Source organism: Arthrobacter sp. SPG23, from assembly GCF_000876655.1.
Classification (GTDB): Bacteria; Actinomycetota; Actinomycetes; order Actinomycetales; family Micrococcaceae; genus Arthrobacter.
On record NZ_JYCN01000018.1, the window covers coordinates 369,731 to 385,857 of the forward strand.

Consider the following 16,127-nt stretch of genomic DNA (forward strand, 5'->3'; position numbering starts at 1 on the left):
GCCGGCCGGCAACCGCAACCTTTTCTGGAGGCCCCACTTTGCCAGGCATGAACCTGACGCGCGCCGAAGCCCGTGAGCGCGCCGACCTCATCTCCGTTGAGTCCTACGACGTCAGCCTGGACCTGACCCGGGGCGACAAGGTCTTCGGATCCACCACCGCCGTCAAGTTCAGCGCGCGGCCGGGGTCCTCCACCTTCATCGACGCGGTGACCCACAAGGTCCACAGCGTGATGCTGAACGGCGAAGAACTGGACCCCGCTGAAGTGTCCGACGGTGTCCGCATCCAGCTGCCGTACCTGGCCGCGGAAAACGATCTGCTGGTGGTTGCCGATGCGCCGTACATGAACACCGGCGAAGGGCTCCACCGCTTCGTGGATCCGGTGGACAACGAGGTCTACCTGTACACGCAGTTCGAGGTTCCGGATTCGCGCCGCATGTTCGCAGTGTTCGAGCAGCCCGACCTCAAGGCGAGCTTTACGTTCACCGTCACAGCGCCGTCGCACTGGGACCTGGTGTCCAACTCCCCCACGCCTGTTCCCATCGAAACCATTCCCGGCGAGGACGGCAGCGCCCGCTCCGTTTGGGAATTCGCCGCCACCCCCAGGCTGTCCTCCTACGTCACGGCACTGGTCGCCGGTCCGTACCAGTCGGTGCGCAGCGAGGTGAAGTGCGCCGACGGGCGCGTCGTTCCGCTAGGCGTTTTCGCACGCAAGTCGCTGATGCAGTACCTGGACGCGGACAACATTTTCGACCTCACGCGCCAGGGGTTCGAGTTCTTCGAAGCGCAGTTTGGCTGCCCCTACCCGTTCGAGAAGTACGACCAGCTCTTCGTCCCCGAGTTCAATGCCGGCGCGATGGAGAACGCGGGAGCCGTCACGATCCTGGAAGGCTATGTGTTCCGGGGCAAGGTCACGGGCGCGCAGGTTGAACGCCGCGCCATCACCGTGCTGCACGAGCTCGCGCATATGTGGTTCGGGGATCTCGTGACCATGCGCTGGTGGAACGACCTGTGGCTCAACGAATCGTTCGCCGAATACATGTCCCACCTGGCCGCAGTGGAGAACACCGAGTTTGACCATGCCTGGACCACGTTCGCCTCGGTGGAGAAGTCCTGGGCCTACCGCCAGGACCAGCTGCCCACCACGCACCCCATTTTCGCCGAGATCAACGACCTGCAGGACGTTGAGGTGAACTTCGACGGCATCACGTACGCCAAGGGCGCCTCGGTGCTGCGGCAGCTGGTGGCCTGGGTGGGCCCGGAGCAGTTCATGGCCGGGGTCCGCGAGTACTTCAGCAAGCACGCCTGGCAGAACACCGAGCTCAGCGACCTCATGGTGGAGCTGGAAAAAGCCAGTGGCCGTGACCTGGACGAGTGGGGCCGGCTGTGGCTGGAAACCGCCGGCGTGAACACGCTCACTCCCGACCTTGCCGTGGACTCCGCCGGAGTCATCACTTCCTTCGCGATCGTTCAGTCCGCAGTGGCCGAGCAGCCCACCATCCGGCCGCACCGGCTGGCGGTCGGCTTCTACAATGTCACCGACGGGCAGCTTGTCCGGGTGCACCGCGAGGAACTGGATGTCGACGGCGAACGAACCGAGGTGCCTGCCCTCGCCGGCCTGCAGCAGCCGGACCTGGTCCTGCTCAACGACGACGACCTCGCCTATGCGAAAGTCCGGCTGGATCCGAAGTCGCTGGCTACCGCAACGGCCCACCTGAAGGACTTCCGTGAGAGCCTGCCGCGGACGCTCGTCTGGGGTTCCGCCTGGGACGCCGCGCGCGACGGCGAAACACCCGCCCGGGGCTACGTGGAGCTGATCCTCGCCAACATCGCGTCCGAATCGGATTCTTCAGTGATCCTGGTCCAGCTCCGCCAGTTGGCCACGACGCTCAGCTACTACGTTGCCGAAGAGCACCGGGAGAAAACCTCGGAGGCCACCGCGGACACCCTCTGGGACCTTGCCCGGACAGTTCCGGCGGGATCGGACGCGCAGCTGCAGTTCGTGAAGTCATACGCCCTGCTGGCCCGCAGTGACAGCCAGCTGGATTCCGTGTCCGCGCTGCTGGACGGCTCGGCATCCCTGGACGGCCTCACGGTCGACCAGGACCTGCGGTGGGAGCTGCTCGCTTCGCTGGTGGCCGGCGGCCGGGCCGGCCAGGACCGGATCGACGCCGAACTCGAGCGGGACAACACCGCCAATGGCCAGAACGCGGCCGCGCTGGCCAAGGCAGCCATCCCCACGGCCGAGGCCAAGGCTGCGGCCTGGGAGTCCATCGTGGTGAGGGGCGAGCTGTCCAACGCCCTCCAGGCCTCCGCGGTGGCAGGGTTTACCCGGGTCCTGGACCCGGCGCTGCTGGCGCCCTTCACGGAGAAGTATTTCGACGCCGTGCCCGGCATCGTTGCCAACCGCACCCACGCGCTCGCCCAGCAGATCGTCGTCGGGCTTTATCCGGCACAGCAGACCACCCAGGCCACGGTGGACCGGACGGACGAGTTCCTGGCTTCGCTTCCCGACGACAGCGCCGCCCTGCGGCGCATGATGCTGGAAAACCGCGACGGCGTGGCCCGTGCGCTGCGGGCCCGCCAGGCCGACGTCGGGTAGCCCCGGCATGAGCCTTGACGAGCACCGCTACGCCGTGACCGTGCGGTGGACCGGGAACCGGGGTGAGGGAACGTCGACGTACCGCGGGTACTCCCGTGAACACGACATCGAACTCCCCGGGCTTCCGGTCCTCAAGGGATCCGCGGATCCCACGTTCCATGGGGACAGAACCCGTTACAACCCCGAGCAGCTTCTGCTGACCGCACTGTCGCAGTGCCACATGCTTTCGTTCCTGCACATGGCGGTGAAGCACGGCGTGGTGGTGACCGCCTACGAGGACCGCGCCGAAGGGCTGATGCGGACCAACCGGGACGGCAGCGGCCAGTTTGAATCCGCCACCCTCAGGCCCATGGTGACACTAGCCGGGGATGTGGAACCCGCGCTCATGGAGCGGCTGCACGAGGAGGCAAGCAAGGTGTGTTTTATTGCCCGGAGCGTGAACTTTCCCGTCCTGCACGAGCCCTCCGTGCAGGTGCAGGACCGCTGACCGCGGCCTGGAACTCCTCTACGAGCCGTCTCTCCGTTTCCGGGCTCAGCCCGGCTTTCCGTTCCCGGTCCAGGCCGCGGCGGCGTTCGTCCTCGAGCGTGTCCTGCAGGGTCTCCTGCCATGGCCGCATGCTGAGGCCCGCCGCGACGGCGGCATCGTTGGAGCGGGTGGCAAAACCGTCATGTCCCGGCGGGAGCCAGAGCGGCAGGGAATCCGGTCCTGCCCAGTAGTCAATCCCCCGGGCAACCAGCCACTCTTCCGGGACGGTGTACGTCCGGCCCGAGTACTTTCCCTGCAGCCGTGATTCGTCCACGTAGTCTCCAAACTGCACGACGCTTCCCACCGCGTTCAGGGCGCCGGCAAGCTTCAGTCCGGCGGCCGTCAGGACCCACGAGGCGAGGTCGCGGACGTCGATGACCTGCGTCGCACTGGAGCCGATGTCCGGAACGAGGACGGGGCCTGCGCCACGGGCAAACCGTGCCGGCCAGTAGCCGTAACGGTCCGACGTGTCGCCGGGGCCGCCGATCAGCCCCGCCCGGCAGAGGTGGGCCGTCCCGCCGGTGACGTCGGTGGCGTAGTGCTCGATAGCCGACTTCGCCTCACCATAGTTCTCCGCTGCGAGGACGGTGCCCGGCGTGAGCGGCGGTAACAAAGCGGCGCCCTCGTCCGCATGGGGCACCGAATGGTCGGCGTAGACGGAGCAGCTGGACACCACAGTCCAGTGCGCTGCCATGGGCGCCAGGGCCTCGAGGGCGTCCCGGGCCCGTCCCGGATCACGGGTGACATCAATGACGGCGTCCCATTCCCCTGCCGCCACTTGATAAGCCTGCCGTCCGGTGGCGCGGTCCGCCCGCAGCCAGGCCGTTCCTTCCGGCGGAGTAGCCGTAGAACCACGGGCAAGGCAGGTCACGTCATGGCCGGCGGCGGCTGCCTGGCGGGCGATTTCGGCTGACAGGAAGGCAGTGCCGCCAAGAATCAGGATGCGCATGCGGCCACGCTACGGCGCTAGGGTTGACGGTGAACAGAGTGTTATGCGCCCGGCGAACGCCCGGCAGCTCCGGCGAAAGCCGATAAGCAGTAAGGAGCATCCCTGCCGATGTACAGCATGTTGTCGATCACCCCGCCCGCCACACCGGACATCTCCGGAATCAACGCCGCCGGGATCGTGATCAGCATCGGAGTGGGCGTCACAATCTGGCTCGTAGCTTCGTTTGTGATTGCCGGGATCACCAAAAGCGTGGCCGCCGGAACCACCTTCTTCAAGAAGCCGCACTTCCGCTGGGTCGCCCCGGCCCTGCGCGCCCTGGACCACGAGCGCCGGGTCCAGCGGGCCAGGACCATCGGTTCGCTCCTGAACAGCGTGGCGGGTGTCCTCATCGCCGTGATCACCATCATGTACGTCCTCAAGAACCTCGACGTCGACATCGCCCCGCTGCTGACGAGCGTGGGCATCCTGGGTGTGGCCATCGGCTTCGGCGCCCAGCAGCTCATCCGCGACTTCCTGGCCGGAATCTTCATTACCATCGAAGACCAGTACGGCATCGGCGATATCATCGAGACCAGCGAAGTGGTGGGCACGGTGGAATCCATGGGCCTGCGCATCACCCGCGTCCGCTCCGACGACGGCGCCATCTGGTACCTGCGCAACGGCGAGATCCTGCGGGTGGGTAACCGCTCCCAGGGCAACTACGTGGCCCCTGCGGACGACTCCGCCGACGTGCCCGACCCTGATACCGCACCCCAGCAGAAGGCCGGAGAGTAACCATGAGCACGCCAACCCCTGAACAGCGCCAACCGAAGATGCTGATGCAGAACGATCCCTTCACACAGCCCGGGTACACGGACAACTTCTACGACGCCGTGGGCGGCCACGAGACCTTCGTGAAGCTCATCGACGTGTTCTACGACGGCGTGGCCGCCGATCCGGTGCTCCGGCCGATGTATCCGGAAGAGGACCTGGGCCCGGCCAAGAGGCGCTTCCTGATGTTCCTCGAGCAGTACTGGGGAGGCCCCACCACCTATGGCGAAGAACGCGGACACCCGCGGCTGCGCATGCGCCACATGCCGTTCAGGGTCACACCCGAAGCCAAGGACAGGTGGCTGCACCACATGCGCACAGCAGTGGACGCGTTGGAACTGCCTCCGCTCTACGAAGGCACGCTGTGGGATTACATGGAGCGGGCTGCGCTGTCCATGGTGAACAGCCCCTCGGACGCCTGAGCGACGATCCCGCGATCCCCGGTGCGGCGCAGGCCGGCGGTCAGCGCCGCCCGTGCCGTACTGCCAGCGCGGCGCGCGCATTGCCGGCGAGGTGCAGGAGGACCGCCACGATGAGGAAGGCGACGAGCACCTGCGCCGTCGTCGTCAGCGCGGCCGGCCAGCCGCCGTCGAGCGTCGGATCAAGGAAATTGTAGACGTACCAGCCGTCGATGGCTCCGCGCACCCACGAGAAAACAAGGAAAGCGGCCGGATATCCGAGCCACACGAACGGCCGCGCCCATGTGCCGCGCACGGTCCTCGTCACGAGGAGCCAGTCAAGCGCGGCGAACAGCGGAGCCAAACGATGGTGCACGAGCTGGGGCCAGTACATGTCCAGGCTCCACCACGGCTCGCCGGGCGGGGCCACGAGGACCACATAGATGAGGCCCGTCATCACCAGGTACAAAGCCAGCGGGCCGAACAGACGGTCCCACCATTCCGGCAGCCGGGTCCGCGGCAGGGCGGCGGATGCGACGAGAACGAGTCCGAGGACAAGGTTCGACTGGACCGTGAATTCCGAGTAGAGCTGGGCGACGTCCACGTCATTGCCCGGGAGCGTCGCGTCATACGTCTTCCGGACAAGTGCGAGCAGCACAAAGACGCCTACTGCGAAACGGAGCGCGCGGATCCACATGCGGTCCGGATGCAGCGCATCGTTAAAGCCAAGGTGCCGCTCGACCGGGGGATCCAACACCGACATGACGCTCATGCGCCCAGTATGGCAGGCCCGTTCAGACCCTTACGAGGGTCTTAAAGCCCTGAACCGGTGCGGGCCAGGACGTGTCCGCGTGGCCCGCTGAGCCGGAACCAGCGCCCCGCCCGGTAGAGCTGCTGATCGCCGTCGGCCAGGAAACCGAGCGTCAGGGCCGCGAAGGCGGCACCCAGCGGGAGCCCGGCGGCACCCGGCAGTTCCCGGCCCCAGACCGAGGCACGGGCGTTGTTGACGATCAGGGCGCCGGGCTTGTCCGGGATAATGGCGGCGATTTCGGTGATGCCCGCCTCGGCGGCCTGGCGCAGGGTGGCGTCCTGCAGCGTAGCGACGGATTCCCAGCCGGTGCGCGGCGCACCGACGCCGGCCCACGACTCGGTGACTGTCACCGGCGGCAACGGCAGCTCGACGTCGTCCTCCCCCGCCCGCGCCAGCCGGTCCAGCACCGCCGAAATCGGGACGGTGACGTCGGTGTCCGCCGGCTGCGCCAGGGCCATGGTCCGCAGCCCGAGGATCGTGGGCGTCGCCTCGCCCAGCAGCCGGGGACGCAGCACGCACACCCAGGCGGCAAGCACCGGACCGGAGGCCTGGAGGCGGATGGCGCCGTCGTCGATCGACTTGGCGCGGGTGGCAAAGGTGCGCAGATCTGCGAGGTCGCGGGGATCGGTGAACTGCAGGGGCTGGGTTAGGACGTCAGACACAATATCGACTCTACCGGCTCCGCCTCTTTGGGACGGTGCGGGAGTGACGTCTAAAGTCGAACCATGACTGAAGCCGATGCCGGACTGCCGGGACCGCCCGCACAGGACCCCACCTCCTCGCTCATTGAACTCCTTGACCTAGGCGAGCTTGAGGGTGCCCGGACCGATGAAGACATCTTCATGGGCCCTTCCCAGCGCCAGCCGCGGCAGCGCGTGTTCGGCGGCCAGGTCCTGGCGCAGTCGCTGATCGCCGCAAACCGGACAGTTGATCCCGCGCGCAGCGTGCATTCCATGCACGGATATTTCCTGCGCCCGGGGGACGCCAACAAGCCCATCACCTTCGGCGTGCAGCGGTTGCGGGACGGCCGGTCATTCTCGGCCCGGCGGGTCCACGCCTACCAGGACGGTATGCCGATCCTGTCCATGATCGCTTCCTTCCAGGAGGAAGACGAGGGAATCGACCACCAATCCCCCACTGCCCGAGGGCATCCCCGACCCCGAGTCGCTGCCCAGCACGGCGGACCTGCTGGGCAAGTTCGACCACCCCGTGGCACGGCACTGGGCTTACGAGCGTCCTTTCGACATCCGGCATGTGGACGCGGCGCTGTACGTTTCCGCCAACGGTGAAAGGGAAGCCCGCAACGCCGTCTGGATGAAAACCTTCGGGCCCATGCCGGACGACGCCAATACCCACCGCGCAGCCCTCGCCTACGCCAGTGACTACACGTTGCTGGAATCCATCCTGCGCAGACACGGACTCAGTTGGATTACGCCCGGCATGAGCGTGGCAAGCCTCGACCACGCCATGTGGTGGCACCGGCCGGTGCGCGTCGATGAGTGGCTGCTCTACGTGCAGGAATCCCCCAGCGCCCAGGGCGCGCGCGGACTGGCCACCGGCAAGATCTTCAGCCGCGACGGGCAGCACGTCGCGACGGTGGCCCAGGAGGGAATGGTACGGGTGCCGACCGACCTCAAGAACAAGGTGGTGGGCGCCTTCCAGACGAAGGTTCTGCAGCACCAGATGCGCAAGGCCGGGAAGGACTAAGCGGCAGTTTCCGGCGTGCCGCGGGCAGCGACCCCGATCCTGACCCCGGCATGCGCACGCAAAAGGCCGGTTCCTTGGGGAACCGGCCTTTTGCGTGCCTTAGCCGTGCGTGCGGTGCCTAGTCGCGGGTCAGGCGGCGGTGCGTGACGCGGTGCGGCTTGGCTGCGTCGGGGCCCAGGCGCTCCACTTTGTTTTCCTCGTACGACTCGAAGTTGCCCTCGAACCAGTACCACTTCGACGGGTTTTCCTCGTCACCTTCGTAGGCCAGGATGTGGGTCGCCACGCGGTCCAGGAACCAGCGGTCGTGCGACACCACGACGGCGCAGCCGGGGAATTCCAGCAGGGCGTTTTCCAGGCTGCTGAGCGTTTCGACGTCGAGGTCGTTGGTCGGTTCGTCAAGGAGGAGCAAGTTGCCGCCCTGCTTGAGGGTCAGGGCCAGGTTCAGGCGGTTGCGCTCACCACCGGAGAGGACGCCTGCCTTCTTCTGCTGGTCCGGGCCCTTGAATCCGAACGCTGCCACGTAGGCCCGTGACGGCATTTCAACGTGGCCCACCTGGATGTAGTCGAGGCCGTCCGAGACAACCTCCCACAGCGACTTGTTCGGGTCAATGCCGCCGCGGCTCTGGTCCGCGTAGGAGATCTTGACCGAGTCACCGATCTTCAGGTCGCCGCCGTCGAGCGGTTCCAGACCCACGATGGTCTTGAACAAGGTGGTCTTGCCGACGCCGTTGGGGCCGATGACCCCGACGATGCCGTTGCGGGGAAGCGTGAAGGAGAGGCCGTCGATGAGCGTCCTGTCCTCGAACCCCTTCTGCAGGTTCTTGGCTTCGAGCACCAGGCCGCCCAGGCGGGGTCCCGGCGGAATCTGGATCTCTTCGAAGTCGAGCTTCCTGGTACGGTCCGCTTCCGCTGCCATTTCCTCGTAGCGGGCCAGGCGGGCCTTGGACTTGGTCTGGCGGCCCTTGGCGTTGGAGCGCACCCACTCGAGTTCCTCGGTGAGGCGCTTCGCCTGCTTGGCGTCCTTCTTGCCCTGGATTTCCAGGCGGGCGCGCTTCTTCTCCAAATAGGTGGAGTAGTTGCCTTCGTACGGGTAGAGGTGGCCGCGGTCCACTTCCGCGATCCACTCGGCCACGTGGTCGAGGAAGTACCGGTCGTGGGTCACGGCGAGGACGGCGCCGGCGTAGCTGGAGAGGTGCTGTTCCAGCCAGAGGACGCTTTCGGCGTCGAGGTGGTTGGTGGGCTCGTCGAGCAGCAGGAGGTCCGGCTTCTGCAACAGGAGCTTGCACAGCGCCACGCGGCGGCGCTCACCACCGGAGAGGAGTGTGACATCGGCATCCGCCGGCGGGCAGCGGAGGGCATCCATGGCCTGCTCGAGCTGGGAGTCGAGGTCCCAGGCGTCGGCGGCGTCGATGGCTTCCTGGAGCTGGCCCATTTCTTCCAGAAGCGTGTCGTAGTCCGCGTCGGGGTTGGCCATTTCCTCGGAGATCTCGTTGAAGCGCTGGATCTTCCCGTAGATCTCGCCTACGCCTTCCTGGACGTTGCCCAGGACCGTCTTCTCCTCGTTTAGCGGCGGCTCCTGGAGCAGGATCCCCACCGTGTAGCCCGGGCTCAGCCGCGCCTCACCGTTGGAGGGGGTGTCCAGGCCAGCCATGATCTTGAGAATGGTGGACTTACCGGCACCGTTCGGGCCAACAACACCAATCTTGGCCCCCGGGAAGAAGGACATGCTTACGTCGTCGAGAATAAGTTTTTCGCCAACGGCCTTTCGGGCCTTGGTCATTGTGTAGATAAATTCCGCCATGGTTCCAAATCTAGTGGGTCGGCGGGGTTAACTCACATTCGTGGCTGCCATTGGCAGGACGGTTGCGTTCAGGCTCAACCGCCCACAAAGCACTTTCCGGACGCCAGCACGGGCAGGACAGTAACTACCACTCCCCCGTCACGGATCTGGCCGATCACGCAATCCGCACCCTGCAGGGCAGCTGCCTCGATGGCGTCGACCTCCAGGCCGGTGGGCGTGCTGCTGGCCGAGACCTGCAACGAACCGGCGGGTATGCCGGCGCCGGTGAGGGCCGCAGTCACCTGGTCCTGGCCCGGCTTGGGGTTGGCCGCGGCGACTCCCCGGAGCGCAGCGCCCACGGTTTCACTGAGCCGGGCGGTGGCAGCGTCGAGTACCGGCTGCACGGCGGCGGGAGATGCCCCGGGCCCGGCAGCAGCTGACGCTGCCGGCTGCGCAACCTGGGCTCCTGGCACAGTGGCGGCAGCCTGCGAGGGCGACGCCGATGAACCCGTACCCGCGCCACTGCAGCCGGCGACCCCCGCCGCAAGCATGGACGCCGCGAAGAGCAGAACGGGCGCGCCGCGCAGGCGCCGCGCGGTTCCGGACCGTGGCGTTACGGACTGGCGGCCGTACGGTGGCTGGGGGGTCTTTGCTCGGATCACCTTGCCATTCTGCCATGCGGCACCGCAGGGGGACGGTGCCGCACTCCCGGCATCAGAAGGGCATGTTCACGCGGCGGTGTCGGTAAGTTCGCCGGTCTCCGAATCGAGCTGCAGGACGTCACCGTTTTCGTCGTCGACGAAGATCCCCCCGGCTGACGGATCTCCGTGGTCCTCGTCCTCCCTGGGATCTCCGCCGTCATCAGGATCCTCCCCGCCGGGTCCGCTGACGTCCTGCGGCCCGGTCGCATGGCCGTGCTGACCCTGCGTCCCGCCGGGCTGGGCGGCGTTCCCGGCCGTACGGGTGAAATTGGCCGAGCCCCACATGAGGTCATGGCCAACCGACTCGGCGTCGATTTCGGCAACGTGGTGGATCCGGCCGTCCTTTTCCCAACTCCGCATCTTGAGCCGGCCCACAATAATGACGCGCTGGCCTTTCTTGATGCTGCAGCCCATGTTGCCCGCAAGCTGCCGGTAGCCCTGAACAGTGAACCAGTTGGTGTTGCCATCGACCCATGCGCCCGATGCGCGGTCATAGCGCCGGTCCGTGGAGCCGAGCCGAAACGATGCGGTGGGGACTCCCCCGGGCGTGGTGGAACTCTTGATCTCCGTGGCAACGAAGCCCCGGACGGTGATGTTGTCGGTCATCTTGGTGTCCTGTCTCGAATGGTGGTGCCCTAGCAGGCATCTTCAGCTTCAGGCCGTATAAGCGCCGGGGCGAGGGGCACGCGTCGCTATGTGCACAAGTCCGGGTGAAACCGGGATGTTGGGGACGAGTCGAAACACCGCCAAGGGGCTGACTGGCCGAAGGCGCCTAGCACTGTAAACTTTTCTAGGCGCTGCCGGAATGGTCCGGACACGCCCACGTGCCCCAGTAGCTCAGGGGATAGAGCAGCGGCCTTCTAATCCGCCGGTCGGGGGTTCGATTCCCTCCTGGGGCGCAAAACAGGAAGCGGCACCCGCCTGCGTCAAAGCAGAGGGGCCGCTTCCTTCGTTCCCGGGCAGCCGATGCCGCAGCCACCTTTCCACACGGCGGTCCCGGGAGGACAGTATTAACTGACATGCCGGAAACATTAACTGACATGCCGGAAACGGGAGCATGCCCTCCTGCGCACCATCCACGGTAAGCATGCTTATGATTTGATGGCGGCGCCGACTCATTTGAAGTGGTGTCGGCGCCGCAACTTCCACGACGGTGGATCACCTCACAGAGGATGGACCGAATGACCCAGCAATCACCGGACTACGAGCCGAATGAAGCAGCCGCAGTTTCGCCGCAACCCGGACCTGTCCCGACCCACGGCGTAACCGCAGAGGGCACACCCGCCGAGCGCCTGCCGGCAGAGGGCACACCCGCCGAGCGTGTGCCGGCGCCGGGTGCACCGGCCCAACCGGGCGCACCGGCCCAACCAGCCGCACCGGCTCCGCCGGAGGAGCGGCATGTGACGCGAGCAGGCATGGTCTGGGCCGCCGTCGCCACCGCGTTGGTGGTGATGATCCTCTTGATCATCTTTATCCTGCAGAACCAGGACTATGTGCAGGTCAGGTACTTCGGTCTGGAGGGCGCGGTTCCGCTGGGAATTGCACTCTTCATCGCGGCTGTGGGCGGCGGGGTGCTTGTGGCTGTTGCCGGCGCGGCCAGGATCATCCAGTTGCGCGCGGCGGCCCATCGCCGCCGGGTGCTTGCGCAGCGCGTGCGCTAAAGCACGGGCGGCGGGTGCGCCTATGCATCCTGCAACGGGTCCGCGTCACCCGAAATCGACGTCGCCCCGGTGTCCTTCGGGTGTGTCGTCCAGGTCCGCGATATCGGGTTCAATCGTGGCGGCCAGGTCGCCGGCGACGGAGTCACGCGCCGCCTCTTCCGCCGGCCGGACCGTACCGTCGTCGCCGCGAGCGGTGCGGTCTTCGTCTGGAATCTCAGTCATGTGCCCAAACTAGTCCTGAACGTTCGGCTTGTCGACGCGTTGTCGACGCGTCGCGCCTGCGGCCCCGGGCAGCCACTCCATCGGGCAGGAACTGTCAGCGTTCCAGCAACTCCTTGAGGTTTCCCAGCACTGTTTCCCAGAGCTTTGCCGACTCTTCGGCCTCGGAATCACTCTTGTTCTTCCCCTGCGTGATGGTGACCTGGGTGCCGTCGGGCTTCGCTTCGAGCCGGTACTCCACGGTGTGGTAGTTTTCCGGCTCATCAGGTAGCCCCGTCAGCGGGCTGTAGTGGGTGATGCGCAACAGTTCCTCGTGCCGGTTTACCAGCACGATGCCTTTGTCCTCGTAGCGTTTGCCTTTCCACTCCCCGGCGAAAGTCACCGGCTCGCCCTCGCGCCAGGTGGTGGTGACATTGGTGCCGAGGAAATACTGCCGGACGATTTCCGGGTCGGTCAGCGCCTGCCATACCCGGCTGCGCGGGGCTTCCACCAGCACGGATGCTTCCGCGTCCTTGATCTGATCATTCATGCGTGCCTCCTCCGCACGACCATACGCGCGACGGCAGGCCTTGTTAAGGACCAGGCAAACGCCAGGACCCCGGAAAACGGCCCGGCACCGCTTGCGCGGTTCCGGGCCGTTCCGTGGGGCGCGGGCCCCGGCCGTGACGAAGCAGGGGCCCGCGGTCTGTATCAGGCAGCGCACCGCTAGGATGCGCGCCAACACGGGAAAGCGCTGCGGCCGGTCAGGCGTACGGAAGGACGAGTCCCGCGTACCGCTCCTTCATGGTCGCCAGCACGCTATCGCCGTCGGCGTCCCAGATTTCCTGGTTGAAGATTTCCACTTCGATGTCGCCCGTGTAGCCGGCGTCCCGCACCCAGGTGCCGATGGTGGCGAAGTCAATGACGCCGTCGCCCATCATGCCGCGGGACAGCAACGCGTCTGCAGCGATCGGCAGGTTGAAATCGCACACCTGGTAGGACGCGATGCGGTTCTCCCGGCCGGCCCTTTCGATCTGGGCCTTCAGCTCCGGGTCCCACCACACGTGGAAGGTGTCGACGGCGACGCCGACGGCCTTCGCCTCGTAAGGCGCCGCCAGGTCCAGCGCCTGGCCGAGGGTGGAGATCAGGGCGCGGTCCGCTGCGTACATCGGGTGCAGCGGTTCAAGCACCAGCCGGACGCCGTTCTCGACGGCGAACGGAACCAGGTCCGCCAGACGGTCGGCCACGCGCTGGCGGGCGGCCACCACGTCCTTCTCCCCCGGCGCCAGGCCGCCGACCACCAGGAACAGCTCCCGGGTGTCCAGCGCCACGGCTTCCAGGATGGCGGCGCGGTTGTCGGCGAGGGCGGCAGCCTGCCCTTCGGCGTCGGCTGCCGTCAGGAAACCGCCGCGGCAGAGCGAGGAGACCCGCAGGCCGGCGTCCTTGATGAGCTTGGCGGCCTTGTCCACGCCGGCTTCGTGCACCCGGTCCCGCCAAGGTCCGATCGCGGGAATGCCGGCACGGGCGCAGCCGTCAACTGCCTCGGCCAGGGTCCATTTCTTAGTGGTGGCGCTGTTCAGCGACAGCCTCGTGAAGTCGCTCATACTCCCACTCCGTTGATTCGCAGGTAGTCGGACATCCGGAACGCAGCCAGGGCCGGGTCCTTCAACAGTCCGGCTTGGTCGGCAAGTTCGAAGGTCCTGGCGAGGTGCACCACGGAACGGCCGGAGTGCAGTCCGCCCACCATCTGGAAACCGGGCTGCTTGCCGTTGAGCCAGGACATGAACGCGATGCCGGTCTTGTAGTAAAAGGTGGGGGCACTGAAGATGTGCTTTCCGAGCTCACGGGTCGAGTCCAGGATGGCACGCGCCTTGACGGCATCGCCGGCGTCGTAGCTTTGCAGCGCCGCCGAAGCGGCCGGGTAGATGGCGGCGAAGATGCCCAGCAGGGCGTCCGAATGGTGCGTGCCGTCGCCGTCAATCAGTTCCGGGTAGTTGAAGTCGTCGCCGGTGTAGAGCCGGACGCCGTCCGGGAGTGCGGCGCGCAGCGCCACTTCGTGGCTGGCATCCAGGAGCGAAACCTTGACGCCGTCCACCTTGTCCGCGTGCTCGCGGATCAGGGAAAGGAACGTGTCAGTGGCCGTAGCGACGTCGTCGGAGCCCCAGTAGCCGGCGAGGGCGGGATCGAACATGGTGCCGAGCCAGTGCAGGATGACCGGCTGGTCCGCTTCTTGCAACAGCGTCGAGTAGACGTGCAGGTAGTCATCCGGCCCGCTGGCCACTTTGGCCAAGGCACGTGAGGCCATCAGGATGACCTTGGGGCCGGCCTCGGAGACGACGGCGACCTGTTCGCGGTATGCATCCAGGACGGCCTGGATGCCGGCGGCACCTGTTGGTACGGCAGCCGGATCCAGCTGGTCGGTGCCGGCGCCGCACGAGACGAGGTCGCGGACGGACTTGTCGGCCGTGGCGGCGGCGCCCGAGGAAACCACCGACGCCGCTTCGACGCCGGTGCGCTTGATCAGCTGCTGGGTGGCGGCCCAGTCCAGGCCCATGCCGCGCTGCGCGGTGTCCATGGCGTCGGCCACCCCGAGGCCGTAGGACCAGAGCTCGTGCCGGTAGGCCATGGTGGCGTCCCAGTCGAGGCTGGCCGGCGCGCCCGGCGTGTTGTCAGCGGTGACTTCCGGGATGACGTGGGCTGCGGCGTAGGCGTGCCGCGAGGTGATGGGGGCTGAGGGCTTTGCCCAGGCGGGCGCGGACTGAAGGCGGTATTCGCGGGTTCCGCCGTCGCCGGCGGGAAGGATCAAGGATGTCATCAGAGCGAGATCTCCGGGACGTCGATGGTGCGGCGTTCGTCGTTGGACTGCAGGCCGAGCTCGGCGAGCTGGACGCCGCGGGCGGCGGAGAGCAGGCCGAAGCGGTGTTCGCAGCCGGCGACGACATCGCGCAGGAATTCCTCCCACTGCAGCTTGAAGCCGTTGTCCAGCTCGGCATTGGCGGGGACTTCCTGCCACTGGCTGCGGAAGGACTCCGTTACGGGCAGGTCCGGGTTCCAGACGGGCTTGGGGGTGTGGGCGCGCTGCTGTGCGACGCACTTGTTCAGTCCGGCGACCGCGGAACCGTGGGTGCCGTCGATCTGGAATTCCACGAGTTCGTCGCGGTAGACCCGCACGGCCCAGGAGGAGTTGATCTGGCCGACGACCGGCTCGCCGGCCGGCGTTTCCAGTTCGAAGATGCCATAGGAGGCGTCGTCGGCCGTGGCCTTGTATTCCTTGCCGGCTTCATCCCAGCGTGCCGGGATGTGGGTGGCGGTCTTGGCGTTGACGCTCTTGACCTTGCCGATGATGCCTTCGAGGACGTAGTTCCAGTGACAGAACATGTCCGTGGTCATGCCGCCGCCGTCTTCCTTGCGGTAGTTCCAGGACGGGCGCTGGGCTGCCTGGATATCGCCTTCGAAGACCCAGTAGCCGAACTCGCCGCGGATGGACAGGATGCGGCCGAAGAAGCCTTCGTCCACGAGGCGGCGCAGCTTGACCAGGCCGGGCAGGTACAGCTTGTCGTGCACGACGCCGGCGGTGACCCCGGCTTCCTGGCCGATCCGGGCCAGTTCGATGGCCTCTTCCAGCGTTTCCGCGGTGGGCTTCTCGGTGAAGATGTGCTTCCCGGCAGACATGGCCTTCTTCAGGGTGGCCGCGCGGAGGCTGGTCATGGACGCATCAAAGACGATGTCGACAGTGGGGTCGTTGATCACAGCGTCAAGGTCGGTGCTCCACTCGGAGACCTTGTGGAGTTCAGCCAGCTCCCGGATCTTGGCTTCATTGCGGCCAACCAGGATGGGCTCCACCTGGACCTTGGTGCCGTCCTCGAGGGTGAAGCCGCCCGCGTCGCGGATGGGGAGGATGGATCGCAGCAGGTGCTGGCGGTAGCCCATCCGGCCGGTGATGCCGTTCATGGCGATGCGGATCGTCTTTGTTTCGAAGCCCATGT

At 66.6% G+C, this 16,127-nt stretch carries 16 protein-coding genes, 1 tRNA gene and 1 pseudogene; 7 read left to right on the plus strand and 11 right to left on the minus strand.

What is annotated here, in order from left to right; genetic code table 11:
• The first annotated feature begins 47 nt into the window (after positions 1-47).
• Both pepN and TV39_RS12490 read left to right on the plus strand, forming a co-directional pair.
• Complete coding sequence (gene pepN / locus TV39_RS12485) at positions 48-2,600, plus strand: aminopeptidase N (RefSeq protein WP_043482093.1); 2,553 nt, start codon at positions 48-50, stop codon at positions 2,598-2,600.
• Positions 2,601-2,607: 7 nt separating this feature from the next.
• Positions 2,608-3,087: an OsmC family protein gene (locus TV39_RS12490; protein ID WP_043482095.1), complete on the plus strand. Its 480-nt coding sequence runs from the start codon at positions 2,608-2,610 to the stop codon at positions 3,085-3,087.
• Here TV39_RS12490 and TV39_RS12495 read toward each other — a convergent pair.
• The gene (locus tag TV39_RS12495) at positions 3,023-4,075 is read right to left on the minus strand and encodes an NAD-dependent epimerase/dehydratase family protein (protein ID WP_043482097.1); all 1,053 of its coding nucleotides are present in this window, start codon (positions 4,073-4,075) and stop codon (positions 3,023-3,025) included. The two genes, TV39_RS12490 and TV39_RS12495, sit on opposite strands and share 65 nt — an antisense overlap.
• A 108-nt stretch (positions 4,076-4,183) precedes the next feature.
• On the opposite strand from TV39_RS12495, the gene TV39_RS12500 reads away from it, so the two are divergent.
• Together TV39_RS12500 and TV39_RS12505 are read left to right on the plus strand one after the other, a co-directional pair.
• Positions 4,184-4,849 carry a mechanosensitive ion channel family protein gene (locus tag TV39_RS12500; RefSeq protein WP_043482099.1) on the plus strand — a complete coding sequence of 222 codons (666 nt, stop codon included), beginning with the start codon at positions 4,184-4,186 and terminating at the stop codon, positions 4,847-4,849.
• Between the two features lie 2 nt (positions 4,850-4,851).
• Positions 4,852-5,307 carry a globin gene (locus TV39_RS12505; protein WP_043482101.1) on the plus strand — a complete coding sequence of 152 codons (456 nt, stop codon included), beginning with the start codon at positions 4,852-4,854 and terminating at the stop codon, positions 5,305-5,307.
• A 40-nt stretch (positions 5,308-5,347) separates the two neighbouring features.
• Here TV39_RS12505 and TV39_RS12510 read toward each other — a convergent pair whose 3' ends face one another.
• Positions 5,348-6,055 carry a Pr6Pr family membrane protein gene (locus TV39_RS12510; protein ID WP_043482103.1) on the minus strand — a complete coding sequence of 236 codons (708 nt, stop codon included), beginning with the start codon at positions 6,053-6,055 and terminating at the stop codon, positions 5,348-5,350.
• Between the two features lie 41 nt (positions 6,056-6,096).
• Complete coding sequence (locus TV39_RS12515; RefSeq protein WP_043482105.1) at positions 6,097-6,756, minus strand: hypothetical protein; 660 nt, start codon at positions 6,754-6,756, stop codon at positions 6,097-6,099.
• 63 nt (positions 6,757-6,819) lie between these two features.
• On the opposite strand from TV39_RS12515, the pseudogene TV39_RS12520 reads away from it, so the two are divergent.
• Positions 6,820-7,801: pseudogene (locus tag TV39_RS12520) on the plus strand (acyl-CoA thioesterase).
• Positions 7,802-7,919: 118 nt separating this feature from the next.
• On the opposite strand, the gene ettA reads toward TV39_RS12520, so the two are convergent.
• The 3 genes from ettA to ssb form a co-directional block, all read right to left on the minus strand.
• Positions 7,920-9,602, minus strand: coding sequence for an energy-dependent translational throttle protein EttA (gene ettA, locus TV39_RS12525; protein ID WP_043482107.1), 1,683 nt, complete (start codon positions 9,600-9,602; stop codon positions 7,920-7,922).
• Positions 9,603-9,676: 74 nt separating this feature from the next.
• On the minus strand, positions 9,677-10,243 hold the full coding sequence (locus TV39_RS12530; RefSeq protein ID WP_235347376.1) for a DUF6993 domain-containing protein: 567 nt from the start codon (positions 10,241-10,243) through the stop codon (positions 9,677-9,679).
• A 66-nt stretch (positions 10,244-10,309) separates the two neighbouring features.
• The gene (gene ssb, locus TV39_RS12535; protein ID WP_043482108.1) at positions 10,310-10,888 is read right to left on the minus strand and encodes a single-stranded DNA-binding protein; all 579 of its coding nucleotides are present in this window, start codon (positions 10,886-10,888) and stop codon (positions 10,310-10,312) included.
• Between the two features lie 220 nt (positions 10,889-11,108).
• Between ssb and TV39_RS12540 the strand changes: the two genes are divergently transcribed.
• Both TV39_RS12540 and TV39_RS12545 read left to right on the plus strand, forming a co-directional pair.
• Positions 11,109-11,181: transfer RNA gene (locus tag TV39_RS12540), tRNA-Arg, on the plus strand.
• Between the two features lie 282 nt (positions 11,182-11,463).
• On the plus strand, positions 11,464-11,943 hold the full coding sequence (locus tag TV39_RS12545) for a LapA family protein (RefSeq protein ID WP_043482110.1): 480 nt from the start codon (positions 11,464-11,466) through the stop codon (positions 11,941-11,943).
• Between the two features lie 45 nt (positions 11,944-11,988).
• On the opposite strand, the gene TV39_RS22275 is transcribed toward TV39_RS12545, so the two are convergent.
• The 5 genes from TV39_RS22275 to TV39_RS12565 form a co-directional block, all read right to left on the minus strand.
• Entirely contained in the window at positions 11,989-12,165 is a 177-nt protein-coding gene (locus TV39_RS22275; RefSeq protein ID WP_160292504.1) for a hypothetical protein, read from the minus strand.
• 94 nt (positions 12,166-12,259) lie between these two features.
• Positions 12,260-12,691 (minus strand): SRPBCC family protein, encoded by a 432-nt coding sequence (locus TV39_RS12550; protein WP_043482112.1) that lies wholly within the window; start codon positions 12,689-12,691, stop codon positions 12,260-12,262.
• A gap of 214 nt (positions 12,692-12,905) precedes the next feature.
• A complete protein-coding gene (locus tag TV39_RS12555) occupies positions 12,906-13,745 on the minus strand; it encodes a sugar phosphate isomerase/epimerase family protein (protein WP_043482114.1) in 840 nt (279 codons plus the stop codon).
• Positions 13,742-14,956: a dihydrodipicolinate synthase family protein gene (locus TV39_RS12560; protein WP_043482116.1), complete on the minus strand. Its 1,215-nt coding sequence runs from the start codon at positions 14,954-14,956 to the stop codon at positions 13,742-13,744. The genes TV39_RS12555 and TV39_RS12560 overlap by 4 nt, the downstream gene beginning before the upstream one ends.
• Complete coding sequence (locus TV39_RS12565) at positions 14,956-16,125, minus strand: Gfo/Idh/MocA family protein (RefSeq protein WP_043482119.1); 1,170 nt, start codon at positions 16,123-16,125, stop codon at positions 14,956-14,958. The genes TV39_RS12560 and TV39_RS12565 overlap by 1 nt, the downstream gene beginning before the upstream one ends.
• Positions 16,126-16,127: the final 2 nt, after the last annotated feature.